Origin of the sequence: Pantoea eucrina (assembly GCF_001691555.1) — a bacterium.
Classification (GTDB): Bacteria; Pseudomonadota; Gammaproteobacteria; order Enterobacterales; family Enterobacteriaceae; genus Pantoea; species Pantoea borealis.
The window spans coordinates 1,876,453-1,900,852 of record NZ_MAYN01000008.1; the positions used below are offsets into that span (position 1 = coordinate 1,876,453).

Genomic DNA, 24,400 nt, shown 5'->3' on the forward strand with positions numbered 1-24,400 from the left:
TTAATAAGTACGCGCTTTCGGCGGGAAGGCCGCGCGCAGTTTCGGCTGCATGTTCACCTCACGGCGCGTCATGCTTTCCGTTTGCGGAACATAGAGACTGTGACACAGCCAGTTTGCATCATCACGCTCCGGATAGTCGAAGCGGCTATGTGCGCCACGGCTTTCGGTGCGGAAATTTGCAGCAACCGCTGTTGCATAAGCGGTTTCCATCAGGTTATCCAGCTCCAGACATTCGATACGCTGCGTATTGAAATCGGGTGAGCGGTCATCCAGACGCGCACTCTTCAGACGCTCGCGAATCGCTTTCAGCTCCGCCAGGCCTTCGCGCATGGCATCGCCTTCGCGGAACACCGAGAAGTTATTCTGCATGCAGCGCTGCAGCGCTTTGCGGATTTCAACCGGATCTTCACCCGTAGTGTTGTTTTCCCAGCGATTAAAGCGCGCCATAGCCGCATCAATCTCTTCCGTCGTGGCGTCACGCAGCTCGCCCTGCTCAGCGATACACTCCATCAGGTGTACCCCTGCCGCACGGCCAAATACCACCAGATCCAGCAGTGAGTTACCGCCCAGACGGTTAGCACCGTGCACCGATACGCAGGCGATCTCGCCAACCGCAAACAGGCCCGGGATCACTTCATCTTCGCCCTGTTCATTCACGCGCAGCGCCTGTCCGGTGACGCGGGTCGGAATACCGCCCATCATGTAGTGACAGGTTGGAATGACCGGAATCGGCTCTTTAACCGGATCGACATGCGCAAAGGTGCGCGACAACTCAAGAATGCCAGGCAGGCGCGATTCAAGCACCTCAGCCCCGAGATGATCGAGCTTCAGTTTGATATGCGGACCCCACGGGCCATCGCAGCCGCGACCTTCACGGATCTCAACCATCATTGAACGCGCAACAACATCACGGCCTGCCAGATCTTTGGCATTAGGCGCATAGCGCTCCATGAAGCGTTCGCCATGTTTATTCAGCAGGTAACCGCCCTCACCGCGACAGCCTTCGGTGACGAGTACGCCCGCGCCAGCAATGCCGGTCGGGTGGAACTGCCACATCTCCATATCCTGCATCGGAACACCCGCACGAATTGCCATGCCGACGCCGTCGCCGGTATTGATGTGGGCGTTGGTGGTGGACTGGTAGATACGTCCCGCGCCGCCGGTTGCCAGAATAGTCGCTTTGGCTTTGAAGTAGACGGTTTCACCGGTTTCAATGCAGATAGCGGTACAACCCACAATCGCGCCATCTGCGTTTTTCACCAGATCCAGCGCATACCATTCGGAGAAGATAGTGGTTTTGTTTTTCAGGTTCTGCTGATACAGCGTATGCAGCAGGGCGTGACCTGTACGGTCAGCCGCAGCAGCGGTACGCGCTGCCTGCTCGCCGCCAAAGTTTTTTGACTGGCCACCAAACGGACGCTGATAAACGCGGCCATCGTCTAAACGGGAGAACGGCAGGCCCATATGCTCCAGTTCCAGGATCGCTTCCGGACCGGTTTTACACATATATTCGATCGCGTCCTGGTCCCCGATGTAGTCGGAGCCTTTAACGGTATCGTACATGTGCCATTCCCAGTTATCCTCATGGGTGTTACCCAGCGCAACGGTAATGCCGCCCTGCGCAGATACAGTATGGGAACGGGTTGGAAAAACTTTTGATAACAGGGCACAGCTCTGGCCCGACTGGGAGATTTGCAGTGCCGCGCGCATACCCGCGCCGCCTGCGCCGATCACCACGGCATCAAATTCTCTGACTGGCAAATTCATTTACACACCCCACACAACAACAGTGCCATAAACGGCATACGACAACAGCGCGACCACAATAACCAGCTGCAGCAACAAACGCGGCGCCAGCGCTTTCACGTAGTCAGTCAGTACCTGCCACATACCGATCCAGCCATGAACCAGAATGGAGAACAGGGTCAGCAGCGTAAACACTTTGGTGAAGGAGGAGGCGAAAAAGCTGCGCCAGACATCATAGGTCAGCGTATCGGTCATTACGACGAAACCGAGCAGATAGATGATGTAGAGCGTAATCAGGATTGCGGAAGCACGGACCAGGAGCCAGTCGTGGATACCGTTGCGTCCTAAAGCAGAAGCATTGCTTACCATACGAGGACTCCAGCCAGAATTGAGAGCACGACAGTGATAACAAAAACCGCCTGCGCGGTACGGGTTCCCACCTGCAGGGTCTCTGCGGTAAAGCCAAAATCAGCCAGCATATGACGGATACCGCTTGCCGCATGATACGCCAGCGCAGTCAGAATGCCCCACATGATGAATTTGGCAAAGAAGCTATCCATGATGGACGCCGCCTGCTGAAAACCTTCGGGAGAGGAGAGAGAGAGACCCAGTAACCAGAGCAGAATTCCGAGAGCGACAAACGTAATCACGCCGGAGACGCGGTGGAGAATGGACGATATTGCAGTAACGGGAAACCGGATCGTCGTGAGATCCAAGTTAACAGGTCTTTGTTTTTTCACGGTTTTGCCCACACAGCTCTTTTTTATTTTGCTTCCTCCGGTCCTGAGTTGCAGCAGAGCACTGAGCGTGTTCAGACTACAACCGCCACCAAAATAGCAACATCCAGTGTTAAGTGAAGCGGGTAAAACGCTGGGTGACTCCTGGTGTCAGGGTATTCCGGAGACCTGGCGGCAGTATAGGACGATCACATTCTGATTACAATTCCCCTACAATCTGTTTGGTCACATTTAAGCTGAACAGTGATCACTGTCACGATTTTCACAAAATATACATTTTTAATTATCTGATTTGACAATAGATCAACATTTCAGTTACAAACAATCGCACTAAAGCCCTATGATGCACAAAAGTTATGGGGATACACTTTCCCCTAAGCTCAAGTTATGTAACATTGCCCTAACGAGCAACATAAATCGTCAGGTTATTGGTTACCAAGAAGTTATGTCGTGACAGGATCTTTAACATCTGCAATAAGCGCCATGTCATGTCCGAATATCCTTGCCCCGGATGCCTTTGTACTGCGTAACCTCATTACGTGCAGGTTATTGCCAGGTGATAATCTGAAGCGAGTGGTGTTACGCAACATGCGAACTATTCTGGTGTCTAAAGATCCTTACCTACCCAGGCGCTATGGAGACGAAAAATGACAGATAAAAAAGTGACGCTGACCCTACAAGACAACAGCACTCTTGAACTGGATGTGATGCAAGGCACGCTGGGACAAGATGTTGTTGACGTCCGCGCCCTTGGCTCACAAGGCCTGTTTACATTTGACCCCGGTTTTACCTCTACCGCGTCGTGCGAATCCAAAATAACGTTTATTGATGGTGATGAAGGTATTCTGCTGCATCGCGGTTTCCCGATTGATCAGCTGGCAACCCACTCAAATTACCTGGAAGTCTGCTACATCCTGCTGTACGGCGAAGCGCCTACTCAGGAGCAGTTCAAAGAGTTCTGCACTACCGTTACCCGCCACACTATGATCCATGAGCAGATCACCCGTCTGTTCCACGGTTTCCGTCGTGACTCACATCCGATGGCCGTGATGTGCGGCGTAACCGGTGCGCTGGCAGCGTTCTATCACGACTCGCTGGATGTAAACAATGAGCGCCATCGCGAAATCGCTGCGTTCCGCCTGCTGTCAAAAATGCCTACCATGGCAGCCATGTGTTACAAATATTCTATTGGTCAGCCTTTTGTTTATCCGCGTAATGATCTCTCTTATGCCGGCAACTTCCTGCATATGATGTTTGCCACACCGTGTGAAGAGTACAAAGTGAACCCGGTGCTGGAGCGCGCAATGGATCGTATTCTGATCCTGCACGCCGATCACGAGCAGAATGCCTCTACCTCTACCGTCCGTACCGCAGGGTCATCCGGGGCTAACCCGTTCGCCTGTATTGCGGCAGGTATCGCTTCACTCTGGGGACCTGCACACGGTGGCGCCAACGAAGCCACGCTGCGTATGCTGGAAGAGATCAGCAGCGTAGAGCACATTCCGGAGTTTGTACGTCGCGCCAAAGATAAGAATGACTCGTTCCGTCTGATGGGCTTTGGTCACCGCGTTTACAAGAACTACGATCCGCGTGCAACCGTGATGCGTGAGACCTGTCATGAAGTGCTCAATGAGCTGGGCATGAAAGATGACCTGCTGGAAGTGGCGATGGAGCTGGAACACATTGCGCTGAACGACCCCTACTTTATTGAGCGTAAACTCTATCCAAACGTCGATTTCTACTCCGGCATCATTCTGAAAGCGATGGGTATCCCTTCTTCAATGTTTACCGTGATCTTTGCGATGGCGCGTACCGTTGGCTGGATTGCGCACTGGAAAGAGATGCACGATGAAGGCATGAAAATTGCCCGTCCGCGTCAGCTCTATACCGGTTATACCGAACGTCCGTTTGAGTCAGCGCTGAAAAAATAAGCGCCGGCGTTAAACAAAAAAGGGCAGAATTCTCTGCCCTTTTCTTTTGCCTGTAATCTGCCCATAGCAGGTTATAGCTGGCACCCCGGACACCAGTAAAAAGGGCGTGACGAGAGCACGCCTTTCTCAATCAGGGTACCGCAGCGCCGGCACTTTTTGCCCTGCCGGTGAAAGACTTCAAAGCGAAATGCCGCCTCTTCATGGTACTTTTTCATACTGCCGCGCATTTTGTAGGAGAGACGCGGGATTGCCAGCAGCGCTTCACTGAGCCTGTCGAGCTGCGCGTCATCCAGATCCTGCGCCCGGTGCTGCGCACGCAGGCCGGCATGCCACAGGATCTCCACCCGCAGATAGTTGCCCAGCCCGGCGAGAAAAGCCTGGTCAAGCAGCAGTCCACTGAACTGCCGGCGCCGGAACCGTGGCGACAGCAGGCGCTCGCGCACCTCCGCGACGGTCAGCGTGGCATCCAGCACATCCGGCCCGACGCGCTGCAGAAACGGATGTGCACCGAGCGTGTCCGCATTCAGCAGTTCAATATCAGACGCGCTGTACAGCAAAATCGCTTTATCAGCGCTCTCCAGCCGTACCCGCAGCTGACGAGTGGTAGCGGGCTGCGTACCCGTGGCAACCACCCGCCAGACGCCATAGAGCTGATTGTGACTGTAGAGCGTCAGGCCATTGGAGAAATGGGTCAGCAGCGCCTTGCCGCGCGTTTCAATAGCGTTAACCGTTTCGCCCAGCAGAGCGGGCTCATAGGTTTTTAACGATGGAAAAGCAAACCACACATCGGTAAGCGGTTTGCCCACGATGGCGGCTTCCAGCTGATCCGCCGCCCGACGGATCTCCGGTCCCTCTGGCATACAAACTCCTGATTAGTGTGTTGCGCCACCCGCAACGCGGATGTCGTCCTGGGTGCTCATCATGACCTGAATGGCGATTTCCAGTGCCTGTGTCACGCTGCTCACGGACATGCTGGGTGCGCCAGGATGGTTCACTGCCTGCTGCGGCATCCATGGAATATGCATAAACCCGCCGCGTGCCGGGCTGCCATGGGTATGCAGCCAGTGCAGCAGAGAGTACATCACGCTGTTACAGGTAAAGGTCCCGGCCGTTTGCGAAACCGAGGCGGGAATGCCCGCCTCCCGCAGCGAGGCAACTATCGCTTTAATGGGCAGCGTGGCGAAGTAGGCCGCCGGCCCGTCTGCCACAACCGGCTCATCCACCGGCTGCTGCTGCTGGTTATCGGGAATACGCGCATCGTGAATATTGATCGCCACCCGCTCCAGCGTAATATCGCAGCGCCCGCCCGCCTGCCCCACGCAAAGAATGCCGTCGGGCTGCAGGGTGGTCAGCGCGTCAGTCAGCACGGCACCACAGGTTGCAAACACCACCGGCAGCTGGCGTACCACCACTTTCACGCCAGCCAGCGTTTTGCCGTCAAAGTCGCGTACCGCCTCCCAGGAAGGATTGAGACGCTCACCGCCAAACGGCTCAAAAGCCGTTAACAACACCGTTTTCATTACTGCCTCACAGAAACATCAGGAAGTAGAGCAGGAAAATATTCACTAACAAGAGTAGTACACCGGTTGGAACCTGAGCCTTGATCACCGCATTACGATCCGGCAGCTCCAGCAGGCGCGCCGGTACGATATTGAAGTTTGCCGCCATCGGGGTCATCAGCGTACCGCAGTAGCCGGAGAACATGCCGATCGCCGCCATGACGGCCGGGTTACCGCCATGCTGCAGCACCAGAATCGGGATGCCGACGCCGGCAGTTACAATCGGGAAGGCGGCAAAGGCGTTGCCCATTACCATCGTCAGCAGCGCCATTCCTCCGGCATAGACCGTCACCGCAATCAGCCGGTTATCCACCGCCAGGTAGTGTTCAGTGAGGTGTGAAATCGCACTGCCGACACCGGCGCTGGTAAACAGCAATCCCAGCGTGGCAAGGATCTGCGGCAGAATAAATGCCCAGCCTACTGCATCCAGCAGACGGCGTGTCTCCTGCATCGACTGCAGCGGCTTTTCCCGCGTAAACGCCAGCGCAATCAGCCAGCCCAGAATACAGCCCACCATCATTGAAAACAGCGTCACCAGCGTGGCGTGGTTGCCCGCGCCAAACACCTGCTCCTGCAGGCCGGGAATATGATTAAACGCCAGTACGCCAATCACCGTAACCAGCGGTATTGCCAGGGCGGGTAAGAACAGTTTATTGCCCAGACGCCTGGCGCTGGCCTGTTTTTCTGCATCCGTGCGCTGATGATAGCGTCCGAGGCGAACACCACCGCAGCCGGCGATCAGCGCCATCACAACCACGACCACCCCGGTGGCAATATGCAGCCAGCGGCGGCCCAGCTCAGCGTCGCCGGCCCACTGCCCTGCCAGCTGATATGCGCCATCACCAATCAGAAAAATCAGGCCGTAGAGCGCCCAGAAGAGACCGGTGGTCAGACGACGCGGATTAGCGCGGTCTCCCCAGGAGAGCAGCGCCACCACCAGCAGAATCGCCCCTGCCAGCCACATCAGATATTGTTGCTGAAACATTACTTCTCCTCCCTGGCGTGCAGCGCCTGCTGATTCAGCGCACCCAGCTCACGCGACAGCTGGCGATCCAGCCGTATCAGACGAGCCGAGTGGATAAGAAAGGCGCACAGCGCGGTCGGGATCCCCCACAGCGCAATATGCAGCGGCTCGGTGGTAATACCGGCTGATTCCTGCATGAAGTTATGCATAAAGATAATGGCGCCAAACGCGACAAAGATATCCTCACCAAAGAAAAGGCCGACGTTATCTGTTGCGGCGGACATGGCGCGCAGCCGGTGACGAATTTCAGGTGAAACTTCACCGTAGCGGTTTTCCGTCGCACCTTCTGCCATCGGTGCCAGCAGCGGACGTACCATCTGTGGATGGCCGCCCAGACTGGTCAGCCCCAGCGCGGCGGTTGCTTCACGCACAAACAGGTAGACGATGAGCAGACGGCCGGCGGTCGCGGTTTTGATCTGCGCAATCCAGCTCTGCGCACGCTCTTTCAGTCCGTGGCGTTCCAGCAGACCGATAACCGCCAGCGGCAGCAGCAGGATCAGCGGCAGGTTGCGCGTATTCAGAAAGCCGGAACCGAGCTTTTCCAGAATGTCGCCGAGCGGCATCTGCGCCGCCAGGCCAGTGACAAAGCCTGCGACAATGACCACCAGCACCGGGTTAAAGCGTAATAAAAAGCCGATAATGATGGCCAGGATCCCCAGCAGGGGCCAGAGGTTAACAACGTTCTCCATGATTTTCCTCACTGAAAACAAAAAGCCCGGCAACAGCGTGCCGGGCAAAAAAGGGAGAGTTATACACTGCTGACGGCAATCTGCTCAGCTGCAAACGCGGCGCGCAGCGTGCGGGCAAACTGCAGCGCATGCGCGCCATCGCCATGCAGGCAGACCGTCTCCGCATTGACGGCGACCCACTCACCGCTCACGCTTTTTACCTGCTGCTGCTTTACCATCGTCAGCGTCTGCGCCAGCGCCTGATCGGCATCGTCAATCAGTGCACCTGGCTGGCTGCGCGGCACCAGCGCCCCGCTCGCCAGATAGCCCCGATCGGCAAACACCTCTTCACGGGTACGCAGGCCGTACCGCGCACCTGCCGCAATCAGTTCGCTGCCCGCCAGGCCAACCAGAATAAGCCGGGCATCCACCGCCCGCACTGCCCGGGCAATCGCGTCAGCGAGCTGCGGATCGGTGGCGGCCTGATTGTAAAGCATGCCGTGCGGCTTAACGTGGATCAGCCGCGCGCCTTCACTTTCCGTAATACTTTTCAGCGCGCCAGTCTGATAAATCATCTGGGCATAAACGGTCTCCGGTGGCAGCTGCATCGCCGTGCGGCCAAAGTTCTCGCGATCGGGAAAGCCCGGATGAGCGCCGATTGCGACCCCTGACGCATTGGCCCAGCGTACCGACTGCAGCATGGTTTGCGCATCACCGGCGTGAAAACCGCAGGCGATATTGGCAGAGCTTACCAGCGACAGCAGTTCCCGATCGCTGCTGCTGCCTTCGCCAAGATCGGCATTGAGATCAATTTTCATGCGTAAGCCCCCAGGCTATCTGATCCAGCGCGCGCTGCTGCTGCTGTTTTGCCAGCAGCGCCTCCTCCAGCGTGCACGGAATAAAGTGAATCGGTTCGCCGAGCCGGATTTGCGCCAGCTGATAAATATCTGCCTCAATGATGCAGGCAATACGCGGATAACCGCCGGTGGTCTGTGCATCTGCCATCAGCACAATGGGCTGACCGTTTGGCGGCACCTGGACCACGCCAGGCACCAGGCCATGCGAAAGCAGATCGCGCGTGGCGGTACGCTGCAGGCTGTCGCCCTGCAGGCGGTATCCCATGCGATTACTCTGCGGACTGAGTTTCCACGGATTACGCCAGAATGCTTCCTGCGCATCATGGGTGAATTCGCTGTATTCCGGTCCCGGCAGCGCACGAATGCGGTTACCCCACAGCAGCTGCCGCACGCCCGCCGGCTGGCTGAAGCGGCGGGTCGGCTCGCCCAGCGGCAGGCGATCGCCATCCTGTAACTTGCGGCCCTGCCACCCGCCAAACGCAGCTTTCAGATCGGTGCTGTGCGAGCCCAGCATTTCTGCTACCGCAAACCCGCCGTTTACCGCCAGATAACTGCGCATGCCGCGGGTTGGCATGGATAGCGTAAGGACCTGACCGCGCCGCACCGGCAGGCGCCATCCGGTCCAGACCGGCTTGCCATCCAGCTCCGCGTTGCAGGCCGCGCCCGTGAGCGCAAACCAGCCGTCGCGCTGAAATTCCGCTTTGAACTGGCCCAGCACAATCTCCAGCACCGCACTGTTTTCGCTGTTACCAACCAGCATATTTGCCGTACGCATGGAAGGCTCATCCAGTGCGCCGCTCAGGCTGACGCCCAGCTGACGCCAGCCATGACGTCCGCGATCCTGTACCGATGTCATTAATCCGGCGCGTAAAATGTTCAGCATATGCCCTCCTTCTGCGGCACAAACCGTACGCGATCGCCGGGACGCATTAGTGTGGGCGGCTGCTGCTGCGGATCGAACAGGCTGAGTGGCGTATGGCCAATCAGCTGCCAGCCGCCGGGTGCAGCCAGCGGATAGATGCCGGTCTGACTGCCGCCAATCCCGACGGACCCCGCAGGAACAACCACGCGGGGCTCTGCGCGCCGCGGCGTGTGCAGTCGCGTATCCAGACCTCCCAGATAGGGAAAACCGGGCTGAAAGCCGATAAAATAGACAATGTAATCCGCGCTGCTGTGAAGCTCTACCACCTGCGGCGGTGTCAGCCCGGCGCGCTCTGCAACCTCTGGCAGATCGGGTCCGGCGCTGCCCCCATACACTACCGGGATCTCAATCAGCCGGGGATCCTCCTGCGGCCGCTCTTCGCTCTCTTCCCACCAGCGCTGCAGACGCTCAATGGCGTCCTGCGCATCGGTTTGTGTCTCGCGCAGTATTAGCGTGAGGTTGTTCATACCGGGGATCACCTCCTGCACCTGTTCATACTGCTGCAGCTGCTGACACAATCCCCAGATGCGCTGCTGACTGGCGAGCGAAACCGGCGGCGCCAGTTCCAGCACAACCGCCCGCTCTCCCAGTAAATAACAACGTGCTCGTTGCAAAACCCACCTCCCGATCGTGAATAACGCGCGCCGCCAGACATACCGCGGCGCGATAAACCTTTCACATAGCTGCTCAGGTTCAATAGGTTATGCAAAAGTGGCGGAGATGTGTCAACCAGTTTGCGCCCGACGGGCGGGCGCAGAGAGAGAAACTCAGGCAGGATTATTGATATCGATAAAGGTAACATCAAGGTGGTGCTGCTGCGCCAGCCACTCGCCCAGCGCTTTAATGCCGCCGCGCTCGGTAGCATGATGACCGGCAGCAAAAAAATGCAGCCCCTGTTCGCGCGCGCTGTGAATGGTCTGCTCAGAGACCTCACCCGTAATAAACGCGTCCACCCCGGCGGCGGCAGCGCTGTCGATAAATCCCTGCCCCCCGCCGCTGCACCAGGCCACGCGTTTAATCAGCGCGGGTGCATTATCACCACAGTGCAGCGGCGTGCGGCCCAGGCGCTGCGTGATTTTATCTGCCAGATCGCTGCCGCTGAGCGGTGTGCGCAGTTCACCCCAGGGCACCAGCGGCTGGATTTCGCCTTTGACATCAATATCAAACAGACGCGCCAGCTGCGCATTGTTTCCCAGCTGCGGATGCGCATCCAGCGGCAGATGCCAGCCATACAGATTAATATCGTTCGCCAGCAGCGTGCGCAGACGCTGTCGCTTCATGCCTTTTATCACCGGCGTTTCGCTTTTCCAGAAATAGCCGTGGTGCACCAGAACCGCATCTGCGTTGCGCGTTACCGCTTCATCCAGCAGCGCCTGGCAAGCCGTGACGCCGGTAATAACGGTCCTGATTTCACTGCGCCCTTCTACCTGCAGTCCATTTGGCGCGTAGTCGCTAAACGCGCTGCTGTTTAGCTGCTGGTTAACGATCTGTTCCAGCTCAAAGTTATTCATAAAAGCTCCGTAAGCGCCTCAGGCCGCGCCGCGTGCGCGTTCAAAAGCGTCTAATGTTTTTTTGCGTGCCGCCTTATGTTCCACGATTGGCAGAGGATAATCGAGCTTCCTGTTGTTTTTCTTCGCCCAGACGTGCGGCTGATGAATATCACTGTCAGGCACCTCTTTCAGCTCCGGCAGCCACTGCCGGATAAACGTGCCCTGCTTATCGAACCGTTCACCCTGCGTAGTCGGATTAAAGATGCGGAAATAGGGCACGGCATCGGTGCCGGTGGAAGCCGCCCACTGCCAGCCGCCGTTGTTGGCAGCAAAATCACCGTCAATCAGCTGTTCCATGAAGTAGCGCTCGCCCTGCCGCCAGTCGATAAGCAGATCTTTCACCAGGAAGCTGGCAGTGATCATGCGCAGCCGGTTATGCATCCAGCCAATGCTGTTCATCTGGCGCATGCCTGCATCAACAATCGGAAAGCCGGTTTTACCCGCTTTCCAGGCGTCGAAGTGAGCACTCTCTTTCTGCCAGCTGACGTGATGGGTCCAGTCGATAAACGGCTGATGCTTGCAGAGCGCCGGGTAGGCTACAATCAGATGGCGATAAAATTCCCGCCAGATCAGTTCATTGATCCAGGTAAACGCCTTCCCCCCTTTCAGCGCATCGGCATGCTCTGTCACTATCCGATGCAGGCACTGACGGGGTGAGAGTACGCCGGTTGAAAGATAGGCTGACAGCTGGCTGGTGCCGTCGCTGGCGGGCGCGTCGCGCTCTGACGGATAATCCAGTACCGGCTGTCTGGCAAACGCGCGCAGGCGTTTTAACGCCGCCGGTTCGCCAGCCGGAAACAGCTTTTCATCGGGTTCTTCAGCCGGATAATCAAAGGCGGGGATTTTTTTCGTGCTTTTCAGCGGCGCACCCCTGCGTGCTTCAGGGGCCTTGTGGCACTCCGGCAATCCCTGCTGCAGCCGTTTGAGAAACGCTTTGCTGAACGGCGTAAAAACTTTAAACGTAGTGTTATTTCCGGTCTGCACACTGCCGGGCGGCAGCAGCAGGCTGTCATCAAATCCCTGACAGGTAACGCCCTGCTCATCCAGCTGCTTTTCTGCCGCAGCATCGCGTTCACGCTCATTGATTTCATACTGATAGTTATAAAACAGCGCATCCACACGGTGCGTTTTGCAGAAGTCGCGCAGGTAGTCGACCGAAGCCGCAAAATCATCGCACTGATGAAAATGCAGCGGGATGCCGCGCTCCGCCAGCGCCTGCTGCAGCTCACACAGATTCTGGTGAATAAATGTGGCCTGTTTTGCAGACATGCTGTGCTGTTGCCACTGTTTCGGCGTAGCGATAAACAGCGCCAGCACGTCAGCCTCTCTGTCATGACACGCTGCTGCCAGCGCGCTGTTATCGTTAATACGCAGATCGTTGCGCAGCCAGAGCAGGTGTGTGGTCATGGTGCCTCGTCCTTATTGTCCGTAACGCAGACGCAACGCTTCAGGGTAGGGATCAAAATAGCGCTGCTGTGCCAGCCAGGGGTGCGGATACTCAGCCATGTAATGTTTCAGCATGGTGATGGGTGCCAGCAGCGGCTGAACGCCACAGCGATAGCGATCGATCAGCTGTGCCAGTTCCTGACGCTGAGGAGAGCTGAGTTTTGGCCGGAAATAGCCCTGCACATGCATCAGCACGTTGGTGTGATTGCGTCGCGAGGCCCGATGCGACATCAGCTGCATCAAACGATTACGGTACTCAAAGGCATACTCTTCCAGCGACGCCCACTTATCCATAGCGGCGACGAAGCGTCCCAGTTCGCGATAGGCGTCCTGTGCATGCGACAACAGCAGCAGTTTGTAGCGACTGTGAAAGGCGATCAGTTTGTGCCGTGTTAACCCGCTACGCCACATTTCATTGAACTCATGCAGCGCAAACACGCGCCCGGTAAAATTTTCCCGCAGAACCGGATCGTGCAGGCGTCCATCCTCTTCCAGCGGCAGCCAGGGCATCTCCTGCTGCAGAAAAGACGTAAAGATGCCGATACCTGATTTACGGTTGTTATTTGTGGCAGGATCGTAAACGCGCACCCGCTCCAGACCGCAGCTGGGTGATTTGGCGCAAAGAATATAGCCGCAAAGATGGTGCAGCGATTTGACGCGCTCCGCTGACCAGCTGCGCATTTCACTGGTCACTTCTTCATTGTCATCTTTGCTGAAGCAGATATGAATCTGGTCGTCGCCCTGTTTTACCAGCCTTAACGCCGGCCGGGGTGTAGGCAGACCAATAGCCATCTCAGGACAGACGGGCTCATAGCGCACAAATTGCGCGAGTTCGTCCGTTGCAAAGGCAAAACGCTTGTGGCCGCCATCAAATCGGACGTTATCCCCGAGCAGGCAGGCACTGATGCCGACAGGAATTTTCTCGCTCATACTTGTACAACCTCCAAAATCTTGTAGAGGTTTAAGTGTAGCGCAAATGGCAGCGAATGGCATGAGGTGACAGGCAGTGTGCAAAAAATTTCGTCAAAAAAAGCGGGCGCTTTGGGTAAAAACGTCCGCCTCAGTCAGAAAGTCACCATTACCAGTAGATGCCGCCAGCCAGTTCAGACTGTTCCAGCCATACCGGTTTAGTGCTGGTTTTACACCAGATACGGTGCAGATAGCTATAGAAGCGCGCACGATCGCGGCGGAACAGCATAAAAGGAAGCGCTGTAATACCGGCAATCAGCACCAGCGTACGCCGTATAATAATTTTTGGCAGTGAATAGCACTTATCCATCGCATTCCTCCTGAGCAGTTAATTATAAAATGTGATCTGTCGCAAATATTACTCCTGGCTGCACACTTTTGCTACTCATCAGACCACCTGTTCTGAACTTTTTTTGACCGTTTATTGTGGGGTGCGGGATGACGTTACAACGGTGTGAAAGACGGGTTATCTTACTGTGGCAAATACCTGCGCGGACGCCGCTGCGGTTTATTGCTAAAGTAGAGAAAACCGTGTCGCAGGAGCCCGCGTGACAACCATTTTAATTGTGGAAGATGAAAAAGAGATCCGTCGTTTTGTACGCCTGGCGCTTGAAAGTGAAGGCCTCAAAATTGTTGAAGCCGAACAGCTGCAGCGTGGTCTGATTGAAGCGGCAACGCGAAAGCCCGACCTGGTGATCCTCGATCTCGGCCTGCCTGACGGTGACGGCATTGCATTCATTCGCGAAGTACGGCAGTGGAGCAGTATGCCGGTTATTGTATTGTCAGCCCGCAGCGATGAGCAGGATAAGATCGCAGCGCTGGATGCGGGTGCGGATGACTATCTGACAAAACCCTTTGGCATTGGTGAACTGCTGGCCAGGGTGCGGGTCGCACTGCGGCGTCATCAGGGCAGTCAGCCCGATGCGCGCGTGCTGTTTGGAGAGGTCTGTGTCGATCTGTCCGCCCGCCGGATTACCCGCAGCGGTCAGGAAGTGCATCTGACGCCAACCGAGTTTCGCCTGCTCAGCCTGCTGCTGAACAACGCCGGCAAGGTGCTGACGCAGCGCCAGCTGCTGAATCAGGTCTGGGGACCCAATGCGGTTGAGCATAGCCACTATCTGCGCATCTATATGGGCCATCTGCGCCAGAAGCTGGAAACCAATCCGACGCAGCCGGCTCACCTGCTGACGGAAACCGGCATCGGCTACCGTTTTATGCCATAAAAAAAGGGCCGCAGCAGCGGCCCTTTTCACGGTTTCATTCTCAGGCGTTCTTCAGAACTTCACTGACAATTTCCACCGCTTCTTTCTCGATCAGCTCGCGATGTTCAGCGCCAAGGAAGCTTTCACAGTAAATCTTGTACGCATCTTCAGTACCGGACGGACGCGCGGCAAACCAGCCGTTCTCCGTCATCACTTTCAGCCCGCCAATGGATGCGCCGTTACCCGGAGCAGCCGTCAGGCGTGCAGTGATCGGATCGCCTGCCAGCGTGTCAGCGCTGACCATCTCCGGCGACAGTTTTGAGAGCGCAGCTTTCTGTGCCGAGGTTGCTGATGCCTGCAGACGATTGTAGCTTGGTGCGCCAAAGCGATCTGCCAGTTCATCATAGTGCTGCTGCGGGTTTTTGCCGGTCACCGCAGTGATTTCAGCGGCCAGCAGGCAGAGAATGATGCCATCTTTATCCGTTGACCAGGCTGAGCCATCAAAACGCAGGAAGGACGCTCCCGCGCTCTCTTCGCCGCCAAAGCCAAAGCTGCCATCAAACAGACCATCAACAAACCACTTGAAGCCCACCGGGACTTCTACCAGCTTACGGCCGATATCATTAACCACGCGGTCAATCATTGCGCTGGAGACCAGCGTTTTGCCGACGGCAACATCACTGCCCCACTGCGGACGATGCTGGAACAGATAGTTGATGGCAACGGCCAGGTAATGGTTAGGATTCATCAGGCCAGCTGGCGTGACGATACCGTGACGGTCGTAATCGGGATCGTTGCCAAAGGCGAGATCAAACTTATCTTTGTACGCCAGCAGACCGGCCATCGCACACTCTGACGAACAGTCCATGCGCACCACGCCATCTTTATCCAGATGCATGAAGCGGAACGTCTGATCGATAGCGTCATTGACGATGGTCAGATCGAGATTGTAATGCTCAGCGATGCGCTGCCAGTAAGCCATACCGGAGCCGCCAAGCGGATCTACGCCAATTTTCAGTCCCGCTTTCTGAATCGCCGGGAAGTCGATAACCTGTGCCAGCCCTTCAACGTAGGGCTGAATGAGATCCTGCTCGACAATGTGGCCGCTCTGCCACGCCTGATCCAGCGGCAGGCGTTTCACATCCTGCAGACCGCCTTTGATCAGCTGATTAGCGCGATCTTCCACCACTTTGGTAACGTTAGTATCAGCCGGACCCCCGTTTGGCGGATTGTATTTAATGCCGCCATCTTCCGGTGGGTTGTGCGAAGGGGTGATCACAATGCCGTCAGCCTGCGCACCGCCGCGTTTGTTGTGCTCCAGAATGGCATTGGAGATAGCGGGCGTTGGCGTGTAGCCGTTATCCTGCTGCACAATGACATCCACGCCGTTCGCTGCCAGTACTTCCAGTACCGACAGGATAGCGGGTTCAGAGAGCGCGTGCGTATCTTTGCCCACGTAGCATGGACCGGTGATACCGTTCTTTTTACGCTCTTCGGCGATCGCCTGTGCGATAGCCAGAATATGCTCTTCATTGAAGCTGTGACGTCCCGCGCTGCCGCGGTGGCCAGATGTGCCAAATTTCACCGCATGGTCCGGGTTAGCCGCATCCGGCTTCAGGACATAATACTGCGAGGTTAATTGTGCAACGTTAATCAAATCGCTCTGCTGGGCAGGCTGCCCGGCACGGGGGTGATTGGCCATTGGCGCTTCTCCCTGACGCTTCAGTTTAAATGGTGCCGCAAACTTTCTCTGTCAGCTCCGAAGGGAACTGCATAGCCAGCATGATGTGTTCCACCATGCTGCATTTACGGCCTGTATTGGTGTTTGTGATGACCCAGTATGGCGTACCTGGCACATGCTTAGGCTTAGTATGCGTGCCATTTTGCAGCAGCGTATGTTCATTACCGGCAAAATAGACGCGCGTACGCCCCTGCAGCGATGCGGTAGCATCGGCAAATGCATCAGGATCGAGACGATAGAGCGTTGACAAAATCAGCATAAAGCGGTTAACCGCTTTTTTCTGCTCGGCATACTCATCTGACAGCATCAGCTCGCGCATGGCTCGCACGCGATCCTGCGGACGCGCTTCAGGCTCGGCTGCTGCTGCCTCTTTTACCGGGGTCGTAGCTGCCGACGCAGCGACAGCGCGCGAGCTGGCGGTAAATTTCAGCATGCGACGCAGGATGTCTGAGGCGCTTTCACCGATGTGCTGCGTGTGGCTGGCAATATAACGGTAGAGTTCTTCGTCAACTTCAATCGTTTTCATCTTATTCCGTACGAGTCTGGCAACTAGCAGAATCCCGCATTCTGCAACGCCCTTACCGGTAGCGGGCACGCAGAGAGTCTGGGATCTGACATATTGATTATAAAGTTAAATCCGCAGTAGCTGATAGCGCTGGCAACGTTTACGGGCAAAAGTCAGAATATGCCCTAATACCTGGCGACCGCCACCCGGACAGGTAGAATCATGATACCCTAACCCACGCTCTCAACCGTAAGAACTTTAGCCATGATTTTGAATGCTCGTCTGCAAACTGCACAATCTGATTCTCACAGCGCACCGATTTTGCTTATCCACGGTCTGTTTGGCAGCCTGGATAACCTTGGCGGGCTGGCACGTGGCGTAGCCGACACGCGTACAACGCTGCAGGTGGATGTCCGCAATCACGGTTTATCGGCGCGCAGCAACAGCATGAGCTATGCTGCAATGGCGCAGGATATGGTTGATACGCTGGATGCACAGCAGATAACACAGGTTGATGTGATTGGGCACTCGATGGGGGGCAAAATCGCTATGGCATTGAGTGCGCTGGCGCCTGAACGCGTTGGCAAGCTGGTGCTGATTGACATCGCTCCCGTCGACTATCAGACGCGCCGGCACGATGAGATTTTCGCGGCGATTCGCGCGGTCACTGCGGCAGGCGTGACGCGCCGCAGCGAAGCGGCGGCGATAATGCGGCAATTTGTGCCTGAAGAGGGGATCATTCAGTTTATCCTGAAGTCCTTCGCTGAGGGGGAGTGGCGGTTCAATGTGCCCGTATTGTGGGATAACTACACAACGATATCGGGCTGGGAACCTCTCCCTGTCTCTTCTCATCCGGCGCTGTTTATTCGCGGCGGCGACTCTCCTTATCTGGATAATCACTATCGGGACAGGCTGCTGGCCCAGTTTCCTCAGGCGCGGGCGCAGGTCATTGCCGGTGCCGGACATTGGGTACATGCAGAGAAGCCTGATGCCGTATTACGTGCTGTGCGACGCTTTTTTACGCTCTGAAAGCAAAAGCTTACTGCACTATGTTTAAGATTGGCGTCACGTCTGACGCTGGAGTATGATGTCGCGCTAAAATTTTGCCACGGTGGTTATACACGGTGGCTGGGCCGATAATGTGTTTAATCGCGCGGCGCCGTTCGCGCCCACTCAGTTTCGCAAATCATGGCAAAAGAACAGACAGACCGTACCACGCTTGATCTCTTTGCAGACGAGCGACGACCGGGTCGCCCGAAAACCAGCCCGCTGTCGCGCGATGAGCAGCTGCGCATTAATAAGCGCAATCAGCTTAAACGCGATAAGGTTCGTGGGCTGCGGCGCGTAGAGCTCAAAATGTCCGGCGAAGCGGTTGACGCGCTCAACACGCTGGCTGAGCAGCAAAATATCAGCCGCAGCGAGCTGATTGAGCAGATGCTGCTGACACAGCTCAAACTCATATAATTTATGCAGACCGCACAGAGGAACACAAACTCTGCGCTTTGCGCGTTCCGCGCTTTTTCAGGGTCTGCTATCATTCGCTTATCTGTACAGTCTGTTGACTTACTCTCACATTCAGGATTTAAGAGGTTACCTAACCCATGGCAATCGTAGGCATTTTCTTCGGCAGCGATACCGGCAACACCGAAAACATTGCAAAGATGATCCAGAAACAACTGGGTAAAGATGTCGCCGAAGTGCATGACATTGCTAAAAGCACCAAAGAAGATCTGGAAGCGTTTGATATCCTGCTGCTGGGCATTCCTACCTGGTATTATGGTGAAGCGCAGTGCGACTGGGATGACTTCTTCCCGACGCTGGAAGAGATCGACTTCAATGGTAAACTGGTGGCGCTGTTTGGCTGTGGCGATCAGGAAGATTATGCTGAGTATTTCTGTGATGCACTGGGTACCATTCGCGACATTATCGAGCCAAATGGTGCGATCATCGTGGGTCACTGGCCTGTCGAAGGTTACCATTTTGAAGCGTCTAAAGGTCTGGCCGATGACAAACATTTCCTCGGACTTGCGATTGATGAAGATCGCCAGCCAGAGCTGACGAATGAACGCGTTGAAGGCTGGGTGAAGCAGATTTTTGATGAGCTGCAGCTCAAAGAAATTATTGAGGCATAATGTGTTGCCGTTACCCGATTCAGGTACTGTTAACATCGGGTAACGGAATTGCCTATAAAAATAATAGCTACGCTTTTTTAACTTTTCCCTGCAATTCTGTAGAATACCCGCAACGGTTAACGGCTTATTCCTCTGTCAGCAGGCTGAGGCTGAGTGAACTGAGAAACCCAGCACTGTATAATCCCGCCGGCGACAGCAAGAGCGTTATTCCCGCCTCTGGTGATTTCTTTAGCATTTGCCTGGTTTCTATTCGCCTGCCCCGGTTCTATAATGAGACGCAAATGAGAATGCGCGTTAACCACACATTCAAGGCTGTTAAGCCGCAAATGACTAGCAAAGTAACAGGACAATATCCGCATGACTGACAACAATTCCGCATTGAAAAAGGCTGGCCTGAAAGTCACGCTGCCCAGACTAAAGATTCTGGAAGTGCTTCAGGAACCCCAGTGCCATCACGTCAGCGCGGAAGATTTGTACAAACGCCTGATCGACATGGGCGAAGAGATTGGTCTGGCCACGGTATATCGCGTTCTGAACCAGTTTGATGACGCGGGCATTGTAACCCGCCATAACTTCGAAGGCGGCAAGTCTGTTTTTGAATTAACGCAGCAGCAGCATCACGATCATCTTATCTGCCTGGACTGCGGTAAAGTAATTGAGTTCAGCGATGAGTCGATTGAAACGCGCCAGCGCGAAATCGCGACCCGTCACGGTATCAAGCTCACCAACCACAGTCTGTACCTGTATGGTCACTGCGAAGTGGGTGACTGCCGTGAAGATGAAACCCTGCATAACGATAAATAACGTCAGCTATGCGGCAAGATAAAAAAACCGGTGCAGGCACCGGTTTTTTTGTGGCTGCGATTCAGGCGACCAGCGTCTCCTGCAGGTAGCGCCAGCGCGGATTTGCCGTACTGCAGTCCAGCACTGCCAGCGAAATACGGCTGTGGCTCTCGCCATTCACTATCTGCAGTTCGCGATACTGAATGATGACCTCTTTTTGCTGCTCAGAAATGATTGCATGTTCGCTGGTCGCGATGCGCATCCCTTCACGCTGTCCGCACAGGCGGCGAAACAGATCTTCAACGTCATTCAAATCCAGTTGTCTGCCCTGTGGCGTTACCATCCGGAAATCAGGATGGAAGTGCGACAGCAGCAGCCCCATGGTATCGGTGCTGACATCAGCATGATTAAAAATACGTTCAATGAGCTGATGTAAAACCACAACACTGTGTTTGGCTTCCTGAGCGAGGCTTGTCATTATTTTTCCCTTTTTACTAGCCACAGACCAAGTCCGGAGTGCGCATAGCCTACCTGAAAAAAAGGATTTAACACGGTCAAATGCGTTAATTTTTTTAAAGTCAGACAAGTCGTAAACCCGGGTATGTGCGCGATTTTATTTAATGCAGAATAAATGGTTGCCGCTACGCAAAAGAGGATAATAAAAAAGGGCGAAAGCTCGCCCTTATATAATTTTATGATGCCGGAAGCGGTTATTATTCGCTGCCGATCTTCGCCCAGGTATCGCGCAGGCCTACAGTGCGGTTGAACACCAGCGCTGATGGCTGCGAGTAAACGCTGTCTGCACAGAAATAGCCTTCGCGCTCGAACTGATACGGCGAGGTTGCCGCCGCTTCACGCAGTCCTGGCTCCACAAAGCCCTGCTTAATCTGCAGCGAATCCGGATTCAGCGTCGCGAGAAAATCCTCTGCCGCGCCCGGGTTAGGCACGCTGAACAGGCGATCGTAGAGGCGGAACTCAGCGGGCAGCGCATGAATCGCGGAAACCCAGTGGATCACCCCTTTTACTTTACGGCCATCAGCCGGGTCTTTGCTCAGCGTATCCACATCGCAGGTCGCATAGATACAGGTGATGTTGCCCGCCTCATCTTTTGCCACGCGCTCAGCGCGGATCACATAGGCGTTGCGCAGGCGCACTTCTTTACCCAGGACCAGACGCTTGTACTGTTTGTTGGCTTCTTCACGGAAATCCGCGCGGTCGATCCACACTTCACGGCTGAAAGGCACCTCGCGCGTTCCCATCTCCGGCCGGTTCGGGTGGTTTGGCATGGTGATGATCTCATCATGTCCGGCTGGCAGGTTTTCAATCACGACTTTGAGCGGATCGAGTACGGCCATAGCACGCGGCGCATTTTCGTTGAGATCATCACGAATGCACGACTCCAGCGAAGCCATCTCAACGATATTGTCCTGTTTAGTGATGCCGATTCGGCGGCAGAACTCACGGATTGATGCCGCGCTGTAACCACGACGGCGCAGACCTGAAACGGTCAGCATACGCGGATCGTCCCAGCCTTCTACCCGCTTCTCGCTCACCAGCTGCGTCAGCTTGCGCTTCGACATCACAGCATACTCAAGATTCAGGCGCGAAAACTCATACTGCCGCGGATGCACCGGAATGGTAATGTTATCCAGTACCCAGTCATACAGGCGGCGGTTATCCTGAAACTCCAGCGTACAGAGCGAATGCGTGATCCCTTCCAGCGCATCGGAGATGCAGTGCGTGAAATCGTACATCGGGTAGATGCACCACTTGTTGCCGGTCTGATGGTGCTCGGCAAACTTAATGCGGTACAGCACCGGATCGCGCATAACGATAAAGCTGGAAGCCATATCGATTTTGGCACGCAGACAGGCCTTACCCTCTTCAAAGCCACCGTCGCGCATTTTCCGGAACAGCGCCAGGTTCTCTTCAACGCTGCGATCGCGATACGGGCTATTTTTGCCCGGCGCCGTCAGCGTGCCGCGATACTCGCGGATCTGCTCGGGTGACAGTTCATCAACGTACGCCAGTCCTTTGTTGATCAGCTCAACAGCATAACTAAACAGCTGATCAAAATAGTCGGATGAGTAACGAATGTTGCCGCTCCACTCAAAGCCCAGCCATTGCACATCATTTTTGATCGACTCGACGAATTCCATATCCTCTTTAACCGGATTGGTATCATCGAAACGCAGATTGCATTCGCCCTGATAATCCTGTGCAATTCCAAAGTTCAGGCAGATCGATTTTGCATGGCCAATATGCAGATAACCATTGGGCTCTGGCGGGAAACGGGTATGCACAGAACTGTGCTTACCGCTCGCCAAATCTTCGTCGATGATCTGACGAATAAAGTTCGTTGGGCGGGCTTCAGCCTCACTCATCTCAAAATCCTCAAACAATAACGGGTGATTTTACCTCGAAGTAACGGAGTATGATCCACAAAGCGCTGAAGGGAAACAACCGTTTGTTGGCGCTTTTAAAACAAAAAAGGCAGGAATCGCTTCCTGCCTTATCAGTCAGACTTAAGGGGTTAGTTTTTCACCTCATACAGCGGCGTTTCCCCGGCAACAACGGTGCCTGTTGCCAGCAGCGTCAGACCCGCGAAGTCATCACTGTTGCTGACCACTACCGGACTGATCATCGAGCGCGCATGGGCATTCAGATAGTCCAGATCCATCTCGAGGATCGCCTCGCCAGCGCTAACGGTTTTACCCTCTTCCACCAGCCGGGTGAAACCGCGTCCTGCCAGCGCAACGGTGTCCAATCCCATATGCACCACTATCTCAACGCCGCTCTCTGTTTCAAGGCAGAAGGCGTGATTAGTGTTGAAGATTTTTACTATGGTACCGGCAATCGGTGCCACCACGCGCGTCCCCGTTGGCTGAATCGCCAGACCATCGCCCACCGCTTTGCTGGCGAACGCTTCGTCCGGTACATTATCCAGAGCAACCACGTGACCTGATACCGGTGCCAGCAGCGTGGCAATCGCCTTATGTGCAGCGGCAGGAGCTGGCGCAGCTGCAGTCACCACCGGTTTAGCCACAGGCGCCGCGCTGGCGGCCGCTACCGGGCCTTTGGTCAATACCGTTTTCATCGCGGTAGCGATACTCTCCGCCTGCGTACCCACAATAATCTGCACGCTCTGCTTATTAAGACGGATGACGCCTGACGCGCCGATACGTTTTGCCACGCCTTCGCTGACCTGCGCGGAATCTTTCACGTTCAGACGCAGGCGCGTGATACAGGCGTCAATATGGGTCAGGTTTTCAGACCCTCCAACGGCAGCGATATAGCGACGTGCCAGCGATTCAGTCGCCGTTTCCCCGCTATTTTCCTGCATAACATTCACATCATAACCATCCGTTTCATCATCCGCTGCCAGTTCGCGGCCCGGCGTCAGCAGATTGAATTTGCGGATAGTAAAACGGAACACTACGTAATAGATCACGAAGAAGACCAGGCCCTGCGGGATCAGCATCCACCAGTGCACCGCCAGTGGATTACGCGACGAGAGCACCATATCTACCAGGCCGGCGCTAAAGCCAAAGCCGGCAATCCACTGCATGCTGGCCGCAATAAACACCGAAATTCCGGTCAGGACCGCGTGGATCACATAGAGGACCGGAGCCACGAACATAAAGGAGAATTCCAGCGGCTCGGTGATGCCGGTAAAGAAGGCTGCAAAAGCGGCCGCCAGCATAATACCGCCCACTTTTGCCCTGTTTTCCGGACGAGAACAGTGGTAGATAGCCAGTGCTGCACCCGGCAGGCCAAACATCATAATGGGGAAGAAGCCCGCCTGATAGCGACCCGTAATCCCCGGAATGCCGCTGCCGTTAGCGATAGACTGCGCGCCGCCGAGGAATTTTGGAATGTCATTAATACCCGCGACATCAAACCAGAACACGGAATTCAGCGCGTGATGCAGGCCAACCGGGATCAGCAGCCGGTTAAAGAAAGCGTATACCCCTGCCCCGACAGACCCCAGCTTTTGAATATGTTCACCAAAGCTTACCAGACCGCCGAAGATTATTGGCCAGACGTACATCAGAATAAACGCCACAACAATCATCAGGAAGGAGACCAGGATCGGTACCAGGCGACGTCCGCTGAAAAAAGAGAGCGCTTTAGGCAGCTCGACATGGCTGAAGCGGTTATACATCTCAGCAGAAAGAATCCCCACCATGATGCCGACAAACTGGTTTTCAATTTTGCCAAATGCCGCAGGTACCTGTTCAACCGGCATCTTCTGGATCATCGCGACCGCAGCAGGTGAACAAAGCGTGGTCACGACAAGAAAGCCGACAAAACCGGTCAGGGCCGCTGCGCCATCTTTATCTTTAGACATACCGTAAGCAACACCAATCGCAAACAGTACCGACATGTGGTCAATAATGGCGGAGCCTGACTTGATCAGTAGTGCCGCCAGCGCATTACCTGCTCCCCAGCTGTCGGGATCGATCCAGTAGCCGACCCCCATCAGGATAGCGGCGGCTGGCAGCGTGGCCACCGGCACCATCAGCGCGCGGCCGACTTTTTGTAAATAGCCTAATATACTCACCTTGTTCTCCCCCTATGAGACTGGCGTATCCCCTGGTACGGGTTGATTTTATTATCCCGGCACC

General features: G+C 55.4%; 25 protein-coding genes. 6 read left to right on the top strand and 19 right to left on the bottom strand.

The genetic code is table 11. The features are described from left to right. The 3 genes from sdhA to sdhC are packed head-to-tail and all read right to left on the bottom strand — an operon-like array spanning position 1 to position 2,498. Positions 1–1,767, bottom strand: a complete 1,767-nt coding sequence (gene sdhA / locus BBA90_RS14940; protein ID WP_065649843.1) for a succinate dehydrogenase flavoprotein subunit — start codon at positions 1,765–1,767, stop codon at positions 1–3. Next, positions 1,768–2,115, bottom strand: coding sequence for a succinate dehydrogenase membrane anchor subunit (gene sdhD / locus BBA90_RS14945; RefSeq protein ID WP_065649844.1), 348 nt, complete (start codon positions 2,113–2,115; stop codon positions 1,768–1,770). After that, positions 2,109–2,498, bottom strand: a complete 390-nt coding sequence (gene sdhC, locus BBA90_RS14950) for a succinate dehydrogenase cytochrome b556 subunit (RefSeq protein ID WP_039383221.1) — start codon at positions 2,496–2,498, stop codon at positions 2,109–2,111. The genes sdhD and sdhC overlap by 7 nt, the downstream gene beginning before the upstream one ends. A 632-nt stretch (positions 2,499–3,130) precedes the next feature. On the opposite strand from sdhC, the gene BBA90_RS14955 reads away from it, so the two are divergent. Beyond that, on the top strand, positions 3,131–4,414 hold the full coding sequence (locus tag BBA90_RS14955; RefSeq protein WP_065649845.1) for a citrate synthase: 1,284 nt from the start codon (positions 3,131–3,133) through the stop codon (positions 4,412–4,414). A 71-nt stretch (positions 4,415–4,485) separates the two neighbouring features. Here BBA90_RS14955 and nei read toward each other — a convergent pair whose 3' ends face one another. From nei to BBA90_RS15010, 11 genes are all read right to left on the bottom strand, one after another. Further along, positions 4,486–5,274 carry an endonuclease VIII gene (gene nei / locus BBA90_RS14960; RefSeq protein WP_065649846.1) on the bottom strand — a complete coding sequence of 263 codons (789 nt, stop codon included), beginning with the start codon at positions 5,272–5,274 and terminating at the stop codon, positions 4,486–4,488. Positions 5,275–5,286: 12 nt separating this feature from the next. Beyond that, positions 5,287–5,934 (bottom strand): pyroglutamyl-peptidase I, encoded by a 648-nt coding sequence (gene pcp / locus BBA90_RS14965; RefSeq protein ID WP_065649847.1) that lies wholly within the window; start codon positions 5,932–5,934, stop codon positions 5,287–5,289. 7 nt (positions 5,935–5,941) lie between these two features. After that, positions 5,942–6,958, bottom strand: coding sequence for a DUF979 domain-containing protein (locus BBA90_RS14970; RefSeq protein WP_065649848.1), 1,017 nt, complete (start codon positions 6,956–6,958; stop codon positions 5,942–5,944). Next, entirely contained in the window at positions 6,958–7,686 is a 729-nt protein-coding gene (locus BBA90_RS14975; protein WP_065649849.1) for a DUF969 domain-containing protein, read from the bottom strand. Before BBA90_RS14975 ends, BBA90_RS14970 begins: the two co-directional genes overlap by 1 nt. A gap of 59 nt (positions 7,687–7,745) precedes the next feature. Continuing rightward, a complete protein-coding gene (gene pxpA, locus BBA90_RS14980) occupies positions 7,746–8,483 on the bottom strand; it encodes a 5-oxoprolinase subunit PxpA (RefSeq protein ID WP_065649850.1) in 738 nt (245 codons plus the stop codon). Then, positions 8,473–9,405: a 5-oxoprolinase subunit PxpC gene (gene pxpC / locus BBA90_RS14985; protein WP_065649851.1), complete on the bottom strand. Its 933-nt coding sequence runs from the start codon at positions 9,403–9,405 to the stop codon at positions 8,473–8,475. Before pxpC ends, pxpA begins: the two co-directional genes overlap by 11 nt. Next, the gene (gene pxpB, locus BBA90_RS14990) at positions 9,399–10,058 is read right to left on the bottom strand and encodes a 5-oxoprolinase subunit PxpB (RefSeq protein WP_065649852.1); all 660 of its coding nucleotides are present in this window, start codon (positions 10,056–10,058) and stop codon (positions 9,399–9,401) included. Before pxpB ends, pxpC begins: the two co-directional genes overlap by 7 nt. Positions 10,059–10,211: 153 nt before the next feature. Further along, positions 10,212–10,955, bottom strand: coding sequence for a type 2 GTP cyclohydrolase I (locus BBA90_RS14995; RefSeq protein WP_065649853.1), 744 nt, complete (start codon positions 10,953–10,955; stop codon positions 10,212–10,214). A gap of 18 nt (positions 10,956–10,973) precedes the next feature. Next, positions 10,974–12,401: a deoxyribodipyrimidine photo-lyase gene (gene phrB / locus BBA90_RS15000; protein WP_065649854.1), complete on the bottom strand. Its 1,428-nt coding sequence runs from the start codon at positions 12,399–12,401 to the stop codon at positions 10,974–10,976. A gap of 12 nt (positions 12,402–12,413) precedes the next feature. Then, on the bottom strand, positions 12,414–13,370 hold the full coding sequence (locus tag BBA90_RS15005; RefSeq protein ID WP_065649855.1) for a YbgA family protein: 957 nt from the start codon (positions 13,368–13,370) through the stop codon (positions 12,414–12,416). Positions 13,371–13,518: 148 nt separating this feature from the next. Next, positions 13,519–13,719, bottom strand: a complete 201-nt coding sequence (locus BBA90_RS15010) for a YbfA family protein (RefSeq protein ID WP_065649856.1) — start codon at positions 13,717–13,719, stop codon at positions 13,519–13,521. 238 nt (positions 13,720–13,957) lie between these two features. Between BBA90_RS15010 and kdpE the strand changes: the two genes are divergently transcribed. Then, entirely contained in the window at positions 13,958–14,632 is a 675-nt protein-coding gene (gene kdpE / locus BBA90_RS15015; RefSeq protein WP_065649857.1) for a two-component system response regulator KdpE, read from the top strand. Between the two features lie 40 nt (positions 14,633–14,672). Here the strand turns inward: kdpE and pgm are convergent, their stop codons facing one another. Together pgm and seqA are read right to left on the bottom strand one after the other, a co-directional pair. After that, positions 14,673–16,313, bottom strand: a complete 1,641-nt coding sequence (gene pgm, locus BBA90_RS15020) for a phosphoglucomutase (alpha-D-glucose-1,6-bisphosphate-dependent) (protein ID WP_065649858.1) — start codon at positions 16,311–16,313, stop codon at positions 14,673–14,675. A 25-nt stretch (positions 16,314–16,338) separates the two neighbouring features. Beyond that, positions 16,339–16,878 carry a replication initiation negative regulator SeqA gene (seqA, locus tag BBA90_RS15025; RefSeq protein ID WP_065649859.1) on the bottom strand — a complete coding sequence of 180 codons (540 nt, stop codon included), beginning with the start codon at positions 16,876–16,878 and terminating at the stop codon, positions 16,339–16,341. Between the two features lie 243 nt (positions 16,879–17,121). On the opposite strand from seqA, the gene ybfF reads away from it, so the two are divergent. From ybfF to fur, 4 genes are all read left to right on the top strand, one after another. Further along, complete coding sequence (ybfF, locus tag BBA90_RS15030; protein ID WP_065649860.1) at positions 17,122–17,886, top strand: esterase; 765 nt, start codon at positions 17,122–17,124, stop codon at positions 17,884–17,886. A gap of 159 nt (positions 17,887–18,045) precedes the next feature. After that, positions 18,046–18,321 (top strand): LexA regulated protein, encoded by a 276-nt coding sequence (ybfE, locus tag BBA90_RS15035; protein WP_039383184.1) that lies wholly within the window; start codon positions 18,046–18,048, stop codon positions 18,319–18,321. A 137-nt stretch (positions 18,322–18,458) separates the two neighbouring features. Then, positions 18,459–18,989 (top strand): flavodoxin FldA, encoded by a 531-nt coding sequence (gene fldA, locus BBA90_RS15040; protein ID WP_065649861.1) that lies wholly within the window; start codon positions 18,459–18,461, stop codon positions 18,987–18,989. 357 nt (positions 18,990–19,346) lie between these two features. Further along, positions 19,347–19,793, top strand: a complete 447-nt coding sequence (fur, locus tag BBA90_RS15045) for a ferric iron uptake transcriptional regulator (protein ID WP_039383181.1) — start codon at positions 19,347–19,349, stop codon at positions 19,791–19,793. A 61-nt stretch (positions 19,794–19,854) separates the two neighbouring features. Here fur and BBA90_RS15050 read toward each other — a convergent pair whose 3' ends face one another. The 3 genes from BBA90_RS15050 to nagE form a co-directional block, all read right to left on the bottom strand. Further along, positions 19,855–20,250, bottom strand: coding sequence for a hypothetical protein (locus BBA90_RS15050; protein WP_065649862.1), 396 nt, complete (start codon positions 20,248–20,250; stop codon positions 19,855–19,857). Positions 20,251–20,485: 235 nt separating this feature from the next. Further along, positions 20,486–22,156, bottom strand: coding sequence for a glutamine--tRNA ligase (gene glnS / locus BBA90_RS15055; RefSeq protein WP_065649863.1), 1,671 nt, complete (start codon positions 22,154–22,156; stop codon positions 20,486–20,488). Between the two features lie 149 nt (positions 22,157–22,305). Beyond that, on the bottom strand, positions 22,306–24,330 hold the full coding sequence (nagE, locus tag BBA90_RS15060) for an N-acetylglucosamine-specific PTS transporter subunit IIBC (RefSeq protein WP_065650494.1): 2,025 nt from the start codon (positions 24,328–24,330) through the stop codon (positions 22,306–22,308). Positions 24,331–24,400 lie beyond the last annotated feature (70 nt).